17 protein-coding genes are annotated in these 19,871 nt (G+C 46.5%); 6 read left to right on the forward strand and 11 right to left on the reverse strand.

The genetic code is table 11. From position 1 onward, the window contains the following. Positions 1 to 64 precede the first annotated feature (64 nt). Positions 65 to 1,384 (forward strand): MFS transporter, encoded by a 1,320-nt coding sequence (locus tag ACXHJ1_RS03835; protein ID WP_457906160.1) that lies wholly within the window; start codon positions 65 to 67, stop codon positions 1,382 to 1,384. Positions 1,385 to 1,551: 167 nt separating this feature from the next. On the opposite strand, the gene ACXHJ1_RS03840 is transcribed toward ACXHJ1_RS03835, so the two are convergent. The 3 genes from ACXHJ1_RS03840 to ACXHJ1_RS03850 are packed head-to-tail and all read right to left on the reverse strand — an operon-like array spanning position 1,552 to position 4,613. Continuing rightward, positions 1,552 to 2,847: an ABC transporter substrate-binding protein gene (locus ACXHJ1_RS03840; protein WP_016819493.1), complete on the reverse strand. Its 1,296-nt coding sequence runs from the start codon at positions 2,845 to 2,847 to the stop codon at positions 1,552 to 1,554. Positions 2,848 to 2,894: 47 nt separating this feature from the next. Beyond that, on the reverse strand, positions 2,895 to 3,731 hold the full coding sequence (locus ACXHJ1_RS03845) for a carbohydrate ABC transporter permease (RefSeq protein WP_016819492.1): 837 nt from the start codon (positions 3,729 to 3,731) through the stop codon (positions 2,895 to 2,897). After that, the gene (locus ACXHJ1_RS03850; RefSeq protein ID WP_457905638.1) at positions 3,732 to 4,613 is read right to left on the reverse strand and encodes a carbohydrate ABC transporter permease; all 882 of its coding nucleotides are present in this window, start codon (positions 4,611 to 4,613) and stop codon (positions 3,732 to 3,734) included. A gap of 207 nt (positions 4,614 to 4,820) precedes the next feature. Here ACXHJ1_RS03850 and ACXHJ1_RS03855 point away from each other — a divergent pair, with 207 nt between their 5' ends. Then, positions 4,821 to 6,635, forward strand: a complete 1,815-nt coding sequence (locus tag ACXHJ1_RS03855) for a sensor histidine kinase (protein ID WP_457905639.1) — start codon at positions 4,821 to 4,823, stop codon at positions 6,633 to 6,635. Positions 6,636 to 6,642: 7 nt separating this feature from the next. Beyond that, positions 6,643 to 8,295, forward strand: a complete 1,653-nt coding sequence (locus ACXHJ1_RS03860; protein WP_457905640.1) for a response regulator — start codon at positions 6,643 to 6,645, stop codon at positions 8,293 to 8,295. On the opposite strand, the gene ACXHJ1_RS03865 is transcribed toward ACXHJ1_RS03860, so the two are convergent. The 3 genes from ACXHJ1_RS03865 to ACXHJ1_RS03875 all read right to left on the reverse strand — a co-directional run bounded on the left by ACXHJ1_RS03865 (position 8,225) and on the right by ACXHJ1_RS03875 (position 11,247). Beyond that, positions 8,225 to 8,812, reverse strand: a complete 588-nt coding sequence (locus ACXHJ1_RS03865) for a GNAT family N-acetyltransferase (RefSeq protein WP_457905641.1) — start codon at positions 8,810 to 8,812, stop codon at positions 8,225 to 8,227. The two genes, ACXHJ1_RS03860 and ACXHJ1_RS03865, sit on opposite strands and share 71 nt — an antisense overlap. A gap of 109 nt (positions 8,813 to 8,921) precedes the next feature. Next, positions 8,922 to 10,046 carry an NADH-dependent flavin oxidoreductase gene (locus tag ACXHJ1_RS03870; protein ID WP_019686018.1) on the reverse strand — a complete coding sequence of 375 codons (1,125 nt, stop codon included), beginning with the start codon at positions 10,044 to 10,046 and terminating at the stop codon, positions 8,922 to 8,924. Positions 10,047 to 10,296: 250 nt separating this feature from the next. Continuing rightward, a complete protein-coding gene (locus ACXHJ1_RS03875) occupies positions 10,297 to 11,247 on the reverse strand; it encodes a bile acid:sodium symporter family protein (protein ID WP_025363895.1) in 951 nt (316 codons plus the stop codon). A 296-nt stretch (positions 11,248 to 11,543) separates the two neighbouring features. Here ACXHJ1_RS03875 and ACXHJ1_RS03880 point away from each other — a divergent pair, with 296 nt between their 5' ends. Then, the gene (locus ACXHJ1_RS03880) at positions 11,544 to 12,299 is read left to right on the forward strand and encodes a tryptophan-rich sensory protein (protein WP_107734787.1); all 756 of its coding nucleotides are present in this window, start codon (positions 11,544 to 11,546) and stop codon (positions 12,297 to 12,299) included. Between the two features lie 96 nt (positions 12,300 to 12,395). Here ACXHJ1_RS03880 and ACXHJ1_RS03885 read toward each other — a convergent pair whose 3' ends face one another. Both ACXHJ1_RS03885 and ACXHJ1_RS03890 read right to left on the reverse strand, forming a co-directional pair. Beyond that, positions 12,396 to 13,382 carry an undecaprenyldiphospho-muramoylpentapeptide beta-N-acetylglucosaminyltransferase gene (locus tag ACXHJ1_RS03885; RefSeq protein ID WP_457906161.1) on the reverse strand — a complete coding sequence of 329 codons (987 nt, stop codon included), beginning with the start codon at positions 13,380 to 13,382 and terminating at the stop codon, positions 12,396 to 12,398. An 84-nt stretch (positions 13,383 to 13,466) separates the two neighbouring features. Further along, positions 13,467 to 13,847, reverse strand: a complete 381-nt coding sequence (locus tag ACXHJ1_RS03890) for a RidA family protein (protein WP_013308546.1) — start codon at positions 13,845 to 13,847, stop codon at positions 13,467 to 13,469. 268 nt (positions 13,848 to 14,115) lie between these two features. On the opposite strand from ACXHJ1_RS03890, the gene ACXHJ1_RS03895 reads away from it, so the two are divergent. Next, positions 14,116 to 14,643, forward strand: a complete 528-nt coding sequence (locus tag ACXHJ1_RS03895; protein ID WP_016819485.1) for a sigma-70 family RNA polymerase sigma factor — start codon at positions 14,116 to 14,118, stop codon at positions 14,641 to 14,643. Beyond that, on the forward strand, positions 14,640 to 15,905 hold the full coding sequence (locus ACXHJ1_RS03900) for a DUF4179 domain-containing protein (protein WP_457905642.1): 1,266 nt from the start codon (positions 14,640 to 14,642) through the stop codon (positions 15,903 to 15,905). The genes ACXHJ1_RS03895 and ACXHJ1_RS03900 overlap by 4 nt, the downstream gene beginning before the upstream one ends. A gap of 77 nt (positions 15,906 to 15,982) precedes the next feature. Here ACXHJ1_RS03900 and ACXHJ1_RS03905 read toward each other — a convergent pair whose 3' ends face one another. The 3 genes from ACXHJ1_RS03905 to ACXHJ1_RS03915 all read right to left on the reverse strand — a co-directional run bounded on the left by ACXHJ1_RS03905 (position 15,983) and on the right by ACXHJ1_RS03915 (position 19,861). Next, positions 15,983 to 16,702 (reverse strand): NAD(P)H-binding protein, encoded by a 720-nt coding sequence (locus ACXHJ1_RS03905; RefSeq protein WP_277376303.1) that lies wholly within the window; start codon positions 16,700 to 16,702, stop codon positions 15,983 to 15,985. Between the two features lie 37 nt (positions 16,703 to 16,739). Then, on the reverse strand, positions 16,740 to 18,185 hold the full coding sequence (locus ACXHJ1_RS03910; RefSeq protein ID WP_457905643.1) for an ATP-binding protein: 1,446 nt from the start codon (positions 18,183 to 18,185) through the stop codon (positions 16,740 to 16,742). A gap of 173 nt (positions 18,186 to 18,358) precedes the next feature. Then, positions 18,359 to 19,861 (reverse strand): HD-GYP domain-containing protein, encoded by a 1,503-nt coding sequence (locus ACXHJ1_RS03915; RefSeq protein WP_457905644.1) that lies wholly within the window; start codon positions 19,859 to 19,861, stop codon positions 18,359 to 18,361. Positions 19,862 to 19,871: the final 10 nt, after the last annotated feature.

Genomic DNA, 19,871 nt, shown 5'->3' on the forward strand with positions numbered 1-19,871 from the left:
AATAGAACATAGCTATTTTAGTATGTTGGCATTATCTAAGAAGGAGCGATTCGATGTGGCAGAGATGAAAAGTTACGAACATGCATCAATATCTGGAATTCATAAAAAGATATTTATCAGTATTGCCCTTGGTCAAATAGCTTGCAGTTATGCTCTTGGAATTGCTGGCACTGCCATTACAGATGCAATTGAACCTTTAAACTTAAATAGTTTTTGGGTGGGGCTTATTGGTGCTGGTACTCTATTAGGGTTATTTGGAAGTGTTTTGGTTGGGAATCTTGCTGATAAAATTGGCAGGCGCTTCCTTATTCGTACCGATATGATTCTATTTACAGTTTTGTCGATTTGTCAGTTTTTTGTATCAGATCCGGTGTTGTTACTATTACTCCGCATTGGTATTGGAATAGCCATTGCTATTGATTACACTGTGGGAAGTTCATTATTAACCGAATGGTTTCCTACAAAAAAGAGTGCAAAGTATCAGAGTACACTTTTGATTTTTTGGATAATCGGCTTTGTAGCTGCGTATTTGGTAGGGATATTTTTAAAGGGTTTTGGAGATGACAACTGGCGTTGGGTTATTAGCTCATCTGCCGTGCCCGGCTTAATCACTTTACTATGGCGTTGGGGGGCTAAAATTCCAGAATCGCCAAGTTGGTTGGCGAACAAAGGTAAATCTCAAGCTGCTTTAAAGTTAATTCATCAGCATTTGGGTACTGATTACTCTTTACCCAAAGTCGAAACAAGAACAAAAAATGAAAAAGCTGCTTCTTGGAAAGATTTGTTTAGTTCCAAAATGCGTCGAAACACCTTAGTAGGTGGCATTTTTTACGGATGTCAGGTTTTTCCGTTCTTTGGCATTGGCATTTTCCTCCCCCTTCTTATGGAGAGCATGAATATGGGTAATCCGTATACATCGGGTATATTGTATAACGTTTTTATGATCATTGGCGTTATTTTAGGAGTTTTAATCTTTAATCGCATCCCACGTAGGGTATTCTTGATATCAACGTTTTATGCTTCTGCTGCTGCTCTAGCCATTATGGTAGTATGGAAAGATGCTCCCGTCATTGTAACATTGATTATATTCTCCATTTTTTCTGTTGTATTGTCTGCTTCACTCGTTTTAGAAAACCCGTATCCTCCAGAACTGTTTGACACCCGTTTAAGAGCTTCAGGGGTTGGTGCTGTAATTGCGATTAGTAGAATTGGTGCTGCCTCTGGAACATTTCTATTACCCGTGATTACGGCACAATTTGGGGTTTTCGTTACTCTCGGAGTTTGTTGTATCTCCCTATTGTTTGGTGGAGTCGTATGTCAGATTTGGGCACCAGAAACTTCCCCTGCTTTTATTAAAAAAGTAGTTACAAAGGGGACTGTATAGCAATCTTACAAAAGAATCTGGTTTATACTTACTATTATGTTCGATCTTTTAATTGCACTTGTCACACTTAGCCGTAGAAATATAATATGCTTACAGAAAAGCCTTCGGATGTTCAGGATCATGCAATCTCCCTGACATACGAAGGCTCTTCTGCGTATTTTATTTAATTATTTGGTCTTCAAATTATCCCATGTTCTCTGGAAATCCTCGAACAGCTTCCCTGCATCCGATTTACCTGCCACATAAGCTTGCATCTGACTTCCGAATTCTTGCTGCGCTCCTTCAGGATAACGGCTAAAGAACCAGCCCAGCAGTTTATTTTCCTGACTGTATTTCACCACTTCGGCACCCAGTTGGCCCATATCGGCCTCTTCTCCTTTGATGCTCTTGAACGCTGGAATGAACTTAAATTCCTTGGTGATATACTTTTTCCCTTGCTCGGATGTCACCATCCAATTTAAGAACTCTTTGGCCTCAGCTTTGACAGACGAATTTTTATTAACCACCCAGTTATTGGCGACGCCTACAAACAGCTTATCTCCGGCTGTTGCATCTTCACCAATCGGCATAGGCAGAATACCCAGATTCAGCTTCGGATTAATTCCGTCAATTTGGACCTGAGTCCAGTTCCCTTGCTGCATCATGGCAGCCTTGCCAGTGGCAAAGTTCGTTACCTGCGTATTGTAATCAGTCGTGAGCGGCTTCGAATTGCCATACTTGAGCGTCAGATCGAGCAGCTTGATCCACTCGGCGAATACAGCATTGCCCGGAATTTTGGCTGTGCCATCATTCAGTCCCTTGACGAAGCCCGACGGGTCTGGCTGATTAGCAAATGCCACGTTCAGCAAATGATTGCCCAGCACCCAAAACTCCTGGTATCCATTGGAGAAAGGTGTAATCCCTGCGGCTTGCAGCTTTTGCGCAGCAGCCTCCAGCTCAGACAGCGTTTTAGGAGGCTCGGTGATTCCAGCCTTTTTGAACAAATCCTTGTTATAAATAAAGCCGTATCCTTCCAGGTTCATTGGCTGACCGTACAGCTTGCCATCCTTGGTCATCGGTTCTTTGGCGACATCGACCACATCACCAACCCAAGGTTGGTCGGATAGGTCCTCCAAATATTCCATCCACGTATCCAGCTCACGATATCCGCCGACATTAAAAATATCCGGCTGTTCACCAGAAGCAAACTTGGCCTTCAACGCCGCCCCATAGTCACTACCCCCACCTACGGTCTGAATGTCGAGCTTAATCCCGGGGTGAGTCGCTTCATACTCCCCCTTCATGCGATTTAGTGCTTCTGCAATCTCTACTTTAAACTGAAAAATGTGAATGGTTTTCTCCTTAACTTCCTCATTGCTTGCATTTTGCCCCCCACTGCTGTTACACCCCGCCAAAACCAGAGCAAAAGCTGCAAAAAGCAAAATCAGTGCTTGGGCTTTCTTTTTAAAAGTATGCGTTTTCATATTTATGTTCCTTTCTATTCTAGGTTTCATAGCACCATAATCAACACTCAACCTTTAACCGAACCTGCCATAATCCCTTGTATAATATATTTTTGCATGGCCAGAAAGAACGCGATGACCGGCAAGATACCCAGCACCAGAGCAGGTAATGCCAAATCCCACTGCTTCGTATATTGTCCGAAAAAGGCATAGGTTGCAATCGGAATGGTGCGCAATTCAGCCTTTTGCAGCACGAGAGAAGGCAGTAGATAGTCATTCCAAATCCAGAGTGTATTCAAAATAATAACTGTTACCATCATGGGCAGCATCAACGGATATACAATCCGGAAAAACACCCCGTAAGGCGTGCAACCGTCTACTGTAGCTGCTTCTTCCACCTCGACTGGCACACCTTTGACGAATCCGTGAAAGAGAAAGATGGACATAGGAGCCCCAAATCCCAGATAACAGATTACCAGACCACTAATACTGTTCATTAAATCCAGCGTACTTACAACCTTGACCAAAGGGATCATCACCGATTGAAAAGGAATGACCATCGCGGCCACGAACAGGCTGAACAGCACCCGATTGTAACGTGTTGGATGCCTAACCATTCGATAAGCAGCCATTGAGCTGATCAGTACGAGCAGCAGATTGCTGACCACCGTAACCACGAATGAGTTCCATAACGCTTCAGGAAAACGCGTAATGCTCCAAGCTCTAGCATAGTTGCTCCATACAAATGTTTGTGGCCAGGCCGCAGAATCCGTGAGCAGGTCACCAAAGCTTTTGACCGAATTCACGAACAAAAAGTAAAACGGGACGAGGAATACCAATGCGACGAGGATCATCACCAACTCAGTCGCCCAGGTTCCAACGCGGTAGCGATTGTTTGTTTCCATCTACGATTCCACCTCCCGACTTTTCGTCAGGCGTACCTGAAGGCTCGTAACGAGAGCAACAATGATAAAGAAAATAAGTGCTTTAGCCGTTCCCAACCCATAACGATTATTGACAAACGCTTCATTGTATATATTGAGCGCCACTGACTCCGTTGAACCAAAAGGACCACCCTTCGTCAATGACAGGTTGAGATCGAACATTTTAAACGACCATGATATCGCCAGGAAGAGACATACCGTAATGGCGGGCATGATCAAAGGCAGTATAATCGACCGCAAGATTTGCATCCGGCTCGCTCCGTCAATCTCGGCTGCCTCCAGCATATCCCGGGGCACGTTGGTCAGGGAAGAGATATAAATCACCATTAAATATCCGGCTGTTTGCCAGATAAACACGATTACAATGCCCCAGAAGGCCGTAATCTCATCTCCCAGCCAGGACAGGTTGAAAAAGGATAACCCCGTACTCTCGCCGATCGCTGCAAATCCCTTGACGAAAATAAACTGCCAGATAAAACCGAGCAACAGACCTCCGATCACATTAGGCATGAAAAAAATAGTTCGAAGCACATTTTTTGTTTTTAGCGGCTTGGTTAGAAAATACGCCAGCAGAAAACCAAAGGTATTGGCTGCCACCACTCCAATCACCGTAAAACGGACGGTAAACCAGAACGCTGTCCCGAATTTGTCGTCATTTAATAAAATGTGACTGAAATTATCCAGCCCGACCCACTTTGCCTGATTGGCTACCCCATTCCACTCTGTAAAAGAATAGTACATTCCTAGCATGAAAGGGATTACAATAATGATAACGAAAAATAACGTCGATGGCCCTACAAAAATCCATTGCTGGAGCCATTGCGACGACTTGGCGCGATTCAAACCGATCCCCCCTTTGTTCTCTTTGGTGTCTGGAACGCTCCTCTACGGCATCCTTGCAAGCAGTGTGGACGTTGAATCCGTATGGATATGCGATTCACATGTTCATTATGTCGAATTAGAGCTCTGGAGAACACGCAAGATCGTGAACCATTAAGGGGGAAAATATTGACCTCAGGCCTGCCTTGAATTGTGAAAGGAGCTACCTGCATGAAATTTCATAGCATTCGTTCTCGCCTAATCTGGTTTCTACTCATTGCGGTCACCATTCCGTTGCTGCTTTCAATGACCATGACCTTCATCCTCACCAAGCAATCCTTACGGGAGCAGGCCACCCAAGAAAATGAGCGGCTTATTTTTCAGGGAATTACGAATCTGGATAACTATTTACAGGGATTAAATCGCGCATCGATCGGAGTCTATAATGACCCTCATTTTCTGCGCAACCTGGCTAAAATTCCAGATGATTACCGGGCCGTTGCCGAGATTTACACCACGCTGCAAACGATGATGAATGCTTCCTCAGGCATTGACCAGGTGTACTTGCATTCGTTTGAGGCTGGGCAATCTACGCTGATTACCAGCACGGTTCCTTTACGGGAGTTCCGGCTGGAGCCCTTTACCGGTTCTATCCATTACGGCCCTTCCGGACTGTTCATACAACCCTCGCATATAAAGCATTTGTACGGCTTTTCGGCGGTTTCCTATGCGGAGCACAGCACAGAGCGGCAGGTATTTACACTCCACCGGGCGATTCGGAACATTCCGTCTTCAGAAACGCTTGGGGTACTGGCTATAGACGTTGATCTGGAGGCACTGCGCAGTATTTGCCGTCAATTGTATGATGCAGATACAGAGGAGCTGTTTTTAATTGATCGGAACGGAACGATCATCTATAGTGGAAAAGAATCATCCATTGGAACACACTGGAAGGAATCTGGCCTACTCAAGCGAATTTCTAAAGAAGACGAGCACGGTGTAATTGAAGATGATACAGCACTGCACGTATATGGCAAACTGGATGCCAACCTGTCAGGCTGGACACTCGTCAAGAAAATCCCTCATCGGACGCTTTATATGCGAGCTACCCAACTGACCCAGATCAATGCGGTCATTACAGGCGCAGCATTGCTGCTCGTTATTGTCGCCACGTTATGGATTTCAATAAAAATTACGGAACCGATTAAGCGGCTGACTCGCTACATAAACCAGATTCAGTCCGGTCAGCTGGATGTAGACATCCGGGCCATGAGCAACGATGAGATTGGAGTGCTGTCGCGTCGTTTCAGACAGATGATGGATACCATCAACAACCTCATTTTGCGGGAATACAAGCTGGAACTGGCAAACAAGACACACCAATTGAAAGCGCTTCAGGCACAGATTAATCCTCATTTTTTATATAATACTCTACAGTCTATTGGAACACTGGCTCTACAGCATGAGGTGCCGCGAATCTATTCGCTGCTCTCTTCCCTTGCCAAAATGCTCCGCTATAACATGCGGGACCATACGATTGTTACACTCAAGGAAGAGGCTGAGCATGTAAAACAATATCTTGATTTGCAAAAGGAACGCTTCGGTGAGCAATTAGAAGTCACCTATCATTGGGATGATCAAGTTCTGAATGATCGGGTGCCTAAAATGATTCTCCAGCCGTTGGTGGAAAACTACTTTAAACACGGGGCCGATCCCCGGCTGGGACCCGGTAAGATTCGTATTACAGCCTGCCGAATCCGGGAAGGCATTGTGAGGATTGAAGTGGAAAATAACGGCGCATCAATTCCAGAGAACGAATTGGAGCAGCTCCAGTATATGCTGCAACGTCCGCTGAAAGCCCATGAAGAATCAGACACTGACGAGCAAAACTCTATTGGTCTTCGTAATGTTCTATTACGTATCCAGCTTCACTCGGATGATGGTTCTAATACCCTGTGTGTAGACAATATTCTGCCTCATGGCGTTCGTTTCACACTTGAAATTCGCACCGAGCCCCATACAGAAATTCATATTAAGGGAGAGTGATCTGTCAATGAAGGTCCTGATTGTGGATGATGAAAGGCATGTACGTCACGCCATTCGGATGCTTGTACATTGGGAAGCTTACGGTGTGACCGAGGTGATTGAGGCTGAATCGGGCGATCAGGCGATTGAGGTCATTACCGCACTTTCCCCGCCTGTGGTACTCACAGATATGCGAATGCCTGGTAGAGATGGAGTAGCCTTGATGGAGTGGATTCAAGCCAATTCTCCAGCTACCAGAGTCGTGGTGGTCAGCGGCTATGATGATTTCGAATTGGTTCGGCAGGCCATTCGCCGGGGAGGCATGGACTATATCCTTAAGCCCGTAGATCCGGTAGAGATCAATGAGGCGCTCAGTAAAGCCACTCAAGCTTGGCGGACAGCGGAGCAAGACCGGAACAGACAGACCATGCAGGCTATGGAGGTCAACCGGATGAGGCCGCACTATGCTGATAAACTCCTGACCGAACTCATTTCCGGTACGGCGCTATCCATCACTCCCTTACGTGAGGAGCTGCGTCTTCCCACAGCTATTCAGATCTGTAATGCAGCAGTGATGAGTACCACTCAACTGGATGCCGATATACTGGACAAATATAAAACGCGCCGCGCGCTTCTAGGCTTTTCCCTCATTAACATTTGCAACGAATTTCTGGGTACTTCTCAAACCGGAATTGCATTCCGTCATCTGGAGCGTACGGACGAAATTATTCTGCTGTATTGGGCCGAGCCGGCTCGTTGGCCAGTGCTCTTGCAGGAGATTCACGCAGGGATTAGAACGGCGCTGCGCTGCTATATGCACATCGGGGTTGGTTCTTTCGGAACCTTTCCGATGGGGGCAGCCACAGCCTACCAAGAAGCACGGCAAGCGCTCTGGAAACGGGATATGTTGCAGGCCACCGACTGGATACATGAGAGTTCTCCGGTCCGGCAGACCGTTCGTCTTCCCCAGTTGTCTGAAATGGAAGAGGAACTTCGGCTTAGCGCACTCAGTTGTAATGCCAATCGTGTATCCACAGCGGTAGGCGACTGGGTGGCAGCCGTAGCCGTGCTGCCTTCGGTTACAGCAGAGCAGCTCGCTGGCTGGAATCAAGAGCTGGATTGGATGCTGGCTCGCTGGCTGAATGACAGACCTGGAGATGCCGAAGGCGAGGAACTGACAGATGAGTCGAGCACCATTCCTGCCTTGCCGGTCGACAACCGTGGGGTGCTTTCCCTACCCTTATGGACAAAACAGATCGAAAATCGATTGCTCGCAGCCGGTCAGGCACTTACGCCAAGCCATAGCCCAAACAACCCGACGATCCGTGATATTGCCCGCTATCTGGATGCTCACTATGACGAGGATATTTCCCTACAGGATATAGCGAGCCGCTTTTACCTCAGCCGGGAATACATTTCTCGTAAATTCAAGCAGGAGTACGGGGTTAATCTGTCCGATTATTTGTGCCAGATCCGGATGAGCAAGGCAAAGCTACTACTGCTGAATGACAAGCTGCGCCTTCATCATATTGCCGGTATGGTCGGATATCAGGATGAGAAATACTTTGGCAAGGTGTTCAAAAAACTTGAGGGAGTTACGCCTGGCGAATTCAGAAGGCGCCATTCTGCAAATCCTCAGCCGTTATCGCATATAACACATGATCTTCCCACACACCATTAATCTTCAAATAGTTGAGAGCCAGCCCCTCGCGGCGAAATCCCGCCTTTTCCATCACTCGATGGGAAGGCGAATTTCTTGGCATGACTCCAGCTTGAATACGGTGTAATTCCAACTCATTCAGGGCGTAGCGGACAATATCCTTCACTGCAGAGGTAGCATAGCCTTGTCCATGATATGCAGGATCTACGAAGTAGCCCAGATTGGCATTTTGGAAGGGACCTCTAGCGACACCAGACAGCTCCATTCTGCCGATCAGCTTATCATTTTTCGGTAAAAAAAGTCCAAACGTATATCCCTGTCCAGCTTGTGCAGCTTCCAAGCCGTTGGAAATCAGACGCACCTGTTCTTCCAGGGTAAAGTAATGTTCAGGTCGTTCTGGCTCGAATGGTTTGAAAAACTCAAAATGTTGGCGTCTAATTTCTAATAAACGTTCTGCATCCTTTACTTGTAAAAGCCGAATCTGTAGACCTGGATGGGTGGACTTCATCGAAATCACACCATTCGTTTCATGGAACATTATCATTACCTTCTCTCTGTGTTATTCCTACGTAATTGTAATTCACAGTCACGAGACAAGAAAATACCCCAGGCGCATAAAAGCAGCCTAGGGTATTATTATTCAAAATTTAGTCCGTAACAGGCATCCAGCCAGGAATAGTCGTCAGCGCACCCCACAAGTAGTCAGGAATGACCAGCTCCTGCTGGGCTTGCTTGGACAATGTCGTGCGAATGGTATCCTCTGTGCCGTTCTGCACTTTCTGAACCCATTGCGGCTCCATCAGCAACGGACGTCCCAGTGAAACAAGCGGTACACCTGTCTCCAGTGCTGCAAGCGCCTCGTCTGGTGTATTCAGGGAACCCACTCCCATGACTGGTACACGGTTCCCAACCTTCTCATGAATCAGAACCGTACGTGACCGTTCGTCACTACGGTCGCGGAACGAACCGCCGAAGAAATGATTTACGGAAATGTGCAGGTAATCCAGCCCTTCATCCGCCAGACGGTCTACAAGCACCATCGTATCATCCAACGTGATGCCTGGCGTGTGTCCTTCCTCAGGAGACAAGCGGTATCCGAAGATAAATGGACGCTTCGCATGCTCTGCGATTACTTTCTTCACTTCGTGAACAATTGCCAGCGGAAAGGTCAAGCGTTTCTCAAGACTTCCTCCCCATTCATCGGTACGAATGTTGGAATGCGGAGAGAAGAATTGCTGCACGAGGTAACCGTTCGCTCCGTGAAGCTCTACACCATCATAGCCTGCTTCAATCGCGCGGCGAGTTGCTTCGCCATAGGCGCGGATGACGCGGTGGATATCGTCAGATGTCATTTCACGCGGCACAGGTGCGCCTTCTTTTTCCTCAGCTACTGCGCTTGCACTGATCGGTTGTCCGTCTGGAATCTGATCCGGTGGGCACAGGCGGCCACCATGATAAATTTGCAGAATCGCTTTCGCGCCCTCCTGATGAATCGTATCCGCCAGACGACGCAGGCTAGGAATCATTTCATCCTTGTCCGCACCAAACTCATTAACAAATCCTTTGCCATCTGGAGTTACATACACACAAGCGGTAATAACCGCGCCCACACCACCGGAGCGTTCACGGTAGTATGCCAGTTCCTGGTCACTGACTTCGCCATTTTCGTGGGAAGCAAAGTTAGTCATAGGGGCCATCGTAATGCGGTTCTTCAATGTAACACCGGATGGCAGGGTATAAGCTTCAAATAAAGGATTATATTTCGGGTTCATTCGTTCTCTCTCCTTCAGTTTAAGTCAAATCAGATCATATAGGGCTATTGAGCATGAAACGAATACGAATTTAATGTCATTTTCCTTCCATGACGAAGCCTCTTTGCTGTTGCTTACTTAAATACAGTGGTTATAATAACCACAGTATAATGATCCGCCCCTATAAAGTCAAATCCAACCTTTTTGACCTCCCTTAAACTGTCCGAAAAGTCCGAAATTTAGCCACTTTACATCAGCTATTGACAGTCGCTTATCTGCTTCCGGCTATGCTATCTTTCTCCTCCCGGCGGGAAAACCAGGTCGCGAGCAACGAGCCGGAAATATTATGCCACACGCTAAAAATCGCACTCGGTACAGCAGCAATCGGATTAAAATGAGCCGCTGCCAGCGCAGCGCCCAGCCCGGAATTCTGCATTCCTGTTTCCAGCGTAACGGCTTTACGCTTGGAAAGATCCATGCCGAATAGCTTGGCAAACCAATATCCGAGCAGAAAGCCGATACCGTTATGCAAAATAACCACAGCAAAAATAATCGGACCTGTCTCCAAAATTTTGCCTTTGCTGCCTGCAACCACAATAGCCACGATAAGTACAATCGCCATGGTTGAAATGAGCGGCAGCGCCTTGACACTGGCTTCCGCTTGTCTGCGGAATAGCGATTTGACGATTACACCCAGCACAATAGGGACAATAACCACGATGAGAATATCCATGATCAGCGACTTCGCATCAATATTCATCCAGCGTCCGGCAAGCAGACTAATCATCGCTGGGGTTGCTAGTGGAGCAATCAGCGTCGACACTGAAGCGATCGATACGCCAAGCGCCACGTCACCTTTGGATAAGAGCGTCATTACGTTGGATGCAGTTCCACTTGGACAACAGCCGACCAAAATGACACCCACCGCAATATCCGGTGGAAGCTGCAATACTAATGCCAATACAAAGGCGAGAAACGGCATGATCAGATAGTGCCCTACCACTCCTATAGCCACATCCACTGGACGCCGGAACACTTCACGAAAGTCGGCCGCAGATAAAGTCAGCCCCATCCCGAACATGACAATGCCCAGAAATAACTGTATGTATCCTTTCAACCCTGTAAACGCCGTAGGAAAGAAAAATCCCAAACATGCAAATAAAAGCACCCAGATGGAAAAGGTCCCACCTACAAATTTTCCTACTTTCTCTAATCCTCTCATTCTACTGATCCCCTTACTTCTATATAAGCTGATTTAAGAAAATTCACATCGGAAGCATCTTCTGGCTGCATAGTTGGCACGCCATGTGAACTCTTCCTTCAGCTTATATAGTGCTTAAAATTTTTACCATTGTACTACATATGAATGCATATACATACAACTTTTTATGATTTTATTGGGATCAAGAAACTTTTCCCCGTTCGGACATATTTGAAAGCAAAGTGGGTATATTCATAGTAGAAGATAGTGACCAGTCGGTCATTTTGAACATCATTTGTTGAGGAGGAGTTATTCCTATGTCACGAAGCCATCCGTATAAATGGTGGAATATTATTGCATTCATCGCTGTCGTTCTCGTTAATATTTTGGCTTCTACACTTCCTATTGGCGGAAGAAGCACCGCTGCTGTATCCAACATGTATCCTACCTTAATTACGCCAGCAGGTTACGCTTTTTCCATCTGGTCGGTCATCTACGTGCTACTCGCCTGTTTTGCCGTGTACCAAGCTACATCAACAGGGCAAGCCAAGACAAGCGTTCAATCTATCGGTATTTTCTTTATTTTGAGCTGTCTCTTCAACATCATCTGGATTTTCCTATGGCAGTATGTATACGTAGAACTGTGCGTGATCGTCATTATTTTATACTTGCTCTCCCTATTCGTCGTATATACACGTACTCGTACACCGCAGCCAACTCGCGGAGAAATGTGGTTCGTCAAGCTGCCTTTCAGTCTGAATCTCGGTTGGGTATCTGTGGCTACCATCATCAACATTACTGTAGCTTTGGAAAAGAATGAATGGAGTGGCTGGGGTCTCAGCGATACGATATGGGCGATCATCATCCTGTTTATTGGCACCGTATTGGCCATCTTGGTCAGCTTTCCTTATCGTGATAGCATCTATCCACTTGTATTTGTATGGGCCTATGTAGCTATCGCCGTCGAGCATCCGAACAATGAAAATGTACGGCTGGCTGCATGGATCTTGTCGGCAATTATCCTGGTGTACGCGCTGTGGCTATTCTTTGCCCGTAATCGAGACCGGGATTAAAGGAAACGAATATCATCTCCTAGCAACAAGCACAAGCGAGCATGGGTCGGAATCATTTAGCCCAAGCTCGCTTGCTTTGTTTTTTATAAAATATGATCAGGCATAGACTTTAATCAAATCTAAAAGCTTGCTTGTCGATTGATCCGTATTAATTTTCTCCATATTGTGAATGTAATCCAACCTTTTTTCATACAAACGAAGAATCATATCGACAAAGCGTTCAGATTCCAACTCTTCTTCTTCTAAAAACTCACACAAGCCTTGTGCTTTAAATGATTTTGCATTTAGAATCTGATCCCCCCTGCTGACTGCCTTTGAAAGAGGTATCAACAGCATAGGCTTGCGCAATGTCAAGAATTCAAAAATGGAATTTGAACCTGCCCTGGAAACAACCATATCTGCCATCGCCATTACATCCGCCAGTTCATCGTTTATGTATTCAAATTGCTGATAACCATTCGTATGAATAGAATCATTCACTTGGTTCTTACCACAAATATGCACGATTTGAAATTGAGCGAGCAAAGCCTCTAAATTCAGCCAAACCAGCTCATTGATCTTCTTGGAGCCTAAACTCCCACCCATGATGAGCATGATGGGCTTATTTCGAGTAAAACCGCAGTAGGCTAACCCTTTGGCCGCCTTCCCCTCTTTTAGCTCATCTCTCACAACAGCACCAATATATCGGGTATTCCTAGAGCGAAAATATTCAGCTGTTTCAGGAAAAGTAGTACAAATTTCGGTAGCAAACATGCTGGAAATTTTATTCGCTAATCCAGGGGTAAGATCGGATTCGTGGATGATGACGGGGACTCTGTTCAACCACCCAGCCAATACCACAGGAACGGAAACAAACCCGCCTTTTGAAAAAATAATATTTGGTTTTTCTTTCTTTATAATTCGGTATGCTTGAGAAACGCCCTTTAGCACTTTAAAAGGGTCCTTAACATTATTCCAGTCAAAATATCTGCGTAATTTCCCGGTTGCGACACTAAAATAACACACGTCTTCTAATCCAGAGATCAGTTTTCTTTCAATCCCTTGTTCAGAGCCTATGTATTGGACACTCCGAACAACACGCATTACATTCAAAACAACCGGATGCCACTATAGTAGTGACACCCGGTTCCATGCAAACTATTTATTATATGAACGAACCCTGGTAACTTATTCGCCCTTCAATGCAATGACTTCAATCTCCACCAGTGCGTCCTTAGGCAGACGAGCTACCTCCACCGCACTCCGTGCTGGGTATGGTTGCTCGAAGAAGGAACTGTACACCTCATTGACACTGACAAAATCGTTCATGTCCTTCAGGAATACAGTCGCTTTCACAACCTGGTTCATGTTGCTGCCTGCCGCTTCCAGAATGGCTTGTACATTGCTCAAGGACAGGCGAGCCTGCTCCTGTACATCCTTGCCGAACTCACCTGTTGCTGGATTCAGCCCAAGCTGTCCTGAGGTGTAAATAAACCCGCCTGCCTCTACCGCTTGGCTATAGGGCCCGATCGCGCCGGGGGCTTTTTCAGTAGCAATTGTTTTTTTCATAGGGGTTGGATTCTCCTTCCTGATACTGGTTCACCGTATTATAGCATGTGAAGTCCAAAGCCACTATTCCGTGCGACGGTTTGACACGTTGGTTTCTCTAAAGAAACCTTATTGCGATGGTGCTATATTTTTTTATTTCCGCTGTAACCTTTAGAGCCCATGTATCATCTAATTCTTGTAACCTGCTACACAATAGATTGTACAAATTCAAATACAGGTACAATTACATTGATCATAGCTAGTATAGACGGGAAAGGAGCACCATCCTTTGAATCTCGAAACAAACGTATACCAAGCAAGGCACGGGGATCGCAAGGCGTTCGTCGCCTTGATGAAACAGATGGAATCCGATATGTATGGCATGGCGCGTTCCATTCTTCGCAGCAATGAGGATTGCGCGGACGCAATACAAGAAGCGATGCTCAAAGCATACAAGTCTCTGGGTGAGCTGCGTGAACCTCGCTATTTTAAAACATGGCTGCTTCGTATTCTCATTAATGAATGCCATCTCATGATCCGTAAGCAAAAACGGGTTGTACCCGTCGCGGAATTTATAAAGGAACCGTCCACCTCGGGCGGATACGAAAAAATCGAGCTGCGCGAGGCCATCGACCACTTGGAGGAATCCATGCGAACCGTGATTTCCCTGCACTATTTGCGTGATATGCCGATCAGGGAAATCTCAGAGCTACTGGACCTATCAGAGGGTGCCGTCAAAACACGATTGCACCGTGCTCGCAGAACATTAATGGATCTGCTACAAAATCGCGGAGAAAGGAAGGTGACCTTTCAATGAATCCTTCAGAGTATGAGAATCAGGAACAAAAGCTGGATGAGAAATTACAATTGGAAAAAGAAAACTTGGAAGCAGATATGGTAGACATCCCTGATTTGGTAAGGCAACGCCTAGACGCATTTTATGCACAAATGGAATCAGATTCTGACCTGCTACCCAACCATTCATCCTCTCATCGACCCGTTAAAAGGTTTCTTCGGAGAACTGCAATTACCGCTGCTTCTGCAGCACTCATTGGCGTTATGATCATTGGCAGCGCCTATGTTTCGCCTACAATGGCGGAATCATTGAAACAGGTCCCCCTTGTCGATAGCGTGTTCAAGCTAGCCGGGGATCTTGGGCTGCAAACCGCTGACCAGAAAGGGTTGGCCACTTCATCGAATCTCAGCGTTACCCATGACGGTATTACATTGAAGGTACCTCAAATCATATTTGATGGGACACGCTTGGTCGTGGCGTTGGAAAAAAGCGGTGGGGATTCACAACATGAACCCCTGTATCCCACTACCAATACGCAAGGGCAGGAAGAGGATATGGTGGAGAAAATAGACCTGTTCATCAATGGGACGTCGGTCGACAGCAACAGTAGCGCCTTTAATCTCATGTATGGTCGTCCGGGCAAAGACAATAATTCTATGCTGATTGCGTATATGCGTGACCCTGCCAGTGGTAAAGCCGCCTTACCAGATCAGTTTGAGCTAGAGGTATATGCAAAGTTAAAAGGTGTATTCGAGCCGTTCCGCATACAAACCACGGTTCACAAAACTAAAATAAATAACAAGATACTTCAGCCGCAAATGAGCAAATCTAATCCTTATCTTGCATTTACGGTAGAAAAGTTAGAAATGACCCCTATCACGACCAAGATTACAACATCGTTCAAAATGCTGACTGATATTGCACATATGCCGGATGAGTACACCGTGGAACGAGAGTACAATAACATGAAGAATGGACACACGAACCAGTACACCAAAAAGGAATTGGATATACTCGATTATGCTGTATTCGACGAGCAGGGAAGAGAACTTCAATTGCTGAGCGGTTCTGGAGTTCCCCATACCAAAGAACGTGACAGCAAAATGATCACACTGTTTACTCCTTTTGTGGACACTCCCCAGAAGATCATCTTCAAGCCATATATCTTGCCAACCCAATCAGGAGGTAGCGCCCTACTCGATGCTAAAGGTAACTGGACACGCCATTACATCGATGAATTAAAAATTACGATCGATGTGCCGCAAAATACAAACCACCCATAAAACACGAATAACGCCGCTGCTGTCCGAATGATCGGGCAACAGCGGCGTTATTATCATTTCTAATCCTAAGCATGGTTTTAGACATTGTCATCAGGAGTCGTTCCTGCACCAGGTTCCTCATCATCGGAGGTTAGTTCCGCACCGATGACTCGAATGATGTCATTCGGATAAATATGTACACCGCTCGCCTGCGCGAGAGCAATTCGTACCATAGCTCGTGCGATGAACGAAGCGGGAATGGCGCGATAGGAAGCGAACCTGCCCGTCATTAGGCCATCTAGCGCTTTCATGACAATCGTGGCAGCGGCTTCGCCAAATCGTCGTTCAGATCTCGCTCCCAAAATAAGCGACGGACGGAACAAATGCAGTGCAGGCAATCCGATCGCGGCAAGCGCCTCTTCAGCCTCACCCTTAGTACGGTTATAAAACACACGTGAATCCGGGTCAGCGCCCATCGCAGAGATCGCAAGCATCTGTACTGCTCCAGCCTCTTTGCCCAACTGGGCTGTCAGAACCGGATAGTCCAGATCCACCTGTCGAAACTGCTCCTTAGAGCCAGCCTTTTTCATCGTTGTCCCAAGGCAGCAAAACACATCATCCACCCCTTCGAGGGCGAAGGCCGACTTCTGTGGTTGTTCCCAGTCGATGAGCGCCTGCTCTAGCTTGGGATGCTTGATGTCCAATGGACGCCTGCCCAAAACCATGACGCGGGTGTATTCTTTTTGCACCAGTAGCTCCCGTACAACATAACCCCCGACAAGCCCTGTGCCACCCACAACGACCGCTTTACGTTCCATGATATACCTCCTAACGCTCCTTGTCCCATGATTGCGATCAGGTTAATTTAAACGGCTGTTCGTCCGCCTCCTTGCTGTCGGACGGACACATAGGCAGGTACAGGGAAAAAGTACTTCCCTTGCCTTCTTCACTCTCCAGACGGATAAATCCGCCTAACAAGCGGGAAAAATCACGGCTGATGGACAACCCCAGCCCAGTTCCACCATATTTACGATTAATCGAACCGTTCGCCTGCTGGAATGCCTCAAAAATAACATGCTGCTGAAGCTTGGATATACCGATGCCTGTATCTATTACAGCAAATACAACCCAGTCTCCCTCCTGACCCTTTCGATCCAGATGCTGTGTGCTGATTTCCAGCAATACACGCCCTTCATGAGTAAACTTAAAGGCATTGGACAATAGATTGCGTAAAATTTGCTGTACTCGTTTGGAATCGGATCGGATTTCATCCGGTACATGTTCATGCACGTTCAGGCTGAATTCCAGGTTTTTATCCTTCGCTGTGACATCAAAATGCATCATCATCCCATGCGCAATTTCACGCACACTGACTGGCTCACTTACGATTTCCATGTACCCAGCCTCGACCTTGGATAAGTCCAGAATGTCATTAATCAGTTGGAGCAAATCATGGCCCGAGGCATAAATTAGATCACTGTACTGGTATAGCTCGTCCTCATCCAGCTCTTTTCCCTGCTCATTGATAATCTGTGCCAGGTTAATGATGCTGTTAAGAGGTGTACGTAACTCATGCGACATCGTTGCCATAAAATCCGATTTATACTGGGAAGCCATCATCAGCTGCTTGGCGCGTTCCTCTAAAATAATCTTTGCCTTTTGCAGCTGATCACGCTGCTCTGACAACAACTCATTCGCCTGCTGAATCTGATAGTTTCGCTGCTGCTCCATCTGAAAATCACGTAATATCAGTGCAAATAAAAAGCTGAGGATAACGCCGATAGGCAGTGTAAGAGGAACGACCTCTGCTACATAATAGCGCCAGGGAATGACGCCCAGGAAGGCAATATTTAACGTATTTACAATATTAACCGCTAAAATGGTTACAGATGCCTTAATAATCAAGCGCCAAGTGGAGCGGCGCATCCAGTAGTTCAAACCGGCGCATAATCCGCCCAAAATGCTCATATTCAGAAAACCGACCCACGCCGCCATATTCAGGCCGAAAGTAAATCTCGTAAGACCGATTGCTACCCCAATAATAATCAGCGTGTAGGAACGGGGATACACCAATGCTGCGATAATGAGCGGAACAAAACGCAGATCGAAAATAACCGTTTCATTGAAATTAAAGCCAAAGCAAGAACTGACCCATCCGCCAAATACCACCAGCAACACTGAGCTGACATATTTGAACCGCGTAGACGTACGACTCAAGCCATATTTATAAATCACGTTCGCCACATAGGCAACGGCAATCAGCATCCCCAAATTCATTATAAACATCGTTGAAAATTGCATGGATTCACACTCCCATTGCGCGAGAAATTGGATGCCAGGCCTATGCTAGCCGATTTTGCCTTACTCGTACATCATAACATGAAGCCCCATCTTTCGACATATCCAAGAGGCTTGCGTGTGTGTATAAAAAAAGCGAACCGCAACGGCTCGCCCTAGTGGGAGTATCTATAGAGTCAGCTTGGAATGCCTTTGTTCCGGCGCCACTCCTTGACAAATAATTCGGCAAAGTAAGGATCCCACTGGGTTCCTTTACCCTCTTCCAATATCATAACCGCCTTCTCTTCCTTCATACCTTTCCGATAGGGACGATCCGACGTCATCGCATCATAGGCATCTGCTACGGCTATGATGCGCCCAAATAGTGGGATGTCTTCCCCGGAGAGCTGGTCAGGGTATCCCTTGCCATCATAACGCTCATGGTGCGAGCGCACGCCGGGCAGATAAGGGGCCATAGCATAAGCCGGCTCCACTTGCCGAAGAATACTCTCCCCCATAACCGGGTGCATTTTAATCTGATCAAACTCCTCGTCCGTCAGCTTGCCATCCTTAAACAACACAGCGTCAGCCACACCGATTTTACCGATATCATGCAGCAAGGCTGTTTTACGCAGAAAGTCAAGATCCGTCTCTCCCAAGCCGCCCTTTCGCCCAATGAGTACAGAGTATTCGGCCACGCGCAACGAATGTCCTGCGGTATAGGCATCCCGCGCATCCAGCGCTGCAGCCAAAGTGGCAAAGTAACTGTCTAATAGCTGACCGTTTTTTTCCTCTCGTTCCTTCAGGCCCTCGATCATCATGTTAAATCCTTCGACCAGCTCCGCAAATTCGTCCGAATACAAGTCACTGGCGTTACTGTTCAGGCGGCCTTCCTTCACTTCATTCATTTTTTCCAACAAGTGATGGATCGGCTGTTCGATCTCACGGGTTAGCAGCCTGCCTCCCAAATAAGCAAAGGCTACACCAGAAATTAAAATCGTACCCGCCCATGCCCAATAGGAGCCGGAATCCGTCGCCTCCAAACGTTCCAGCCGAATCTGCGTAGCTAAACAAAACAGAAACAGAGGAAAAGCACCAATTAACGTTGCACTTAACTGAAATTTATGCCGAAGTGACAGCAAAACTCGTCCTCGCAGGGACAGGTTCAATCCATATTGCTGATAGGTTCGATCCCGAATCTCCTCCAGCAACGGTTTGATTGCTCTCATGGTCAGAAAAAATTCAACCAGTGCATGCATGGAAGCGACCAAACAAGCTCCTATACAGGCGATTCCTACATAATAAAAGGGAAAGGTAAGTTGTCCAGTATGTATCATCCATAATGCAATGACGGCTGCCGGGATAGAGAAGCCTAGCAAATGCGGTCCAACAATACGTAAAACGGACAAATTAGGCAGATGATGAACCCGGATATACACCGCTTCTACATCCTTGAGCGTCTCCTGATTGCCTTGGAAAAAACGATGAACGGGTCTTAAGTGCATTCGAAACACTATGGTTTCACAGACAATCATAATGACGCTGGAAAATGCAACAATTTTGACAAGACCCAGAAGCTCATAGTGGGCTACATTTAACGTGGAAAATACAAAAATCATACATACCAGTAGTACAGCAATAAATGAACCTATAATATAGTTCAGGATAACATGCTGAATAAAGCGCTTATAGATCGGCAAAATGCTACCC

The sequence above is a fragment of the Paenibacillus sp. ALE2 genome (assembly GCF_054113385.1).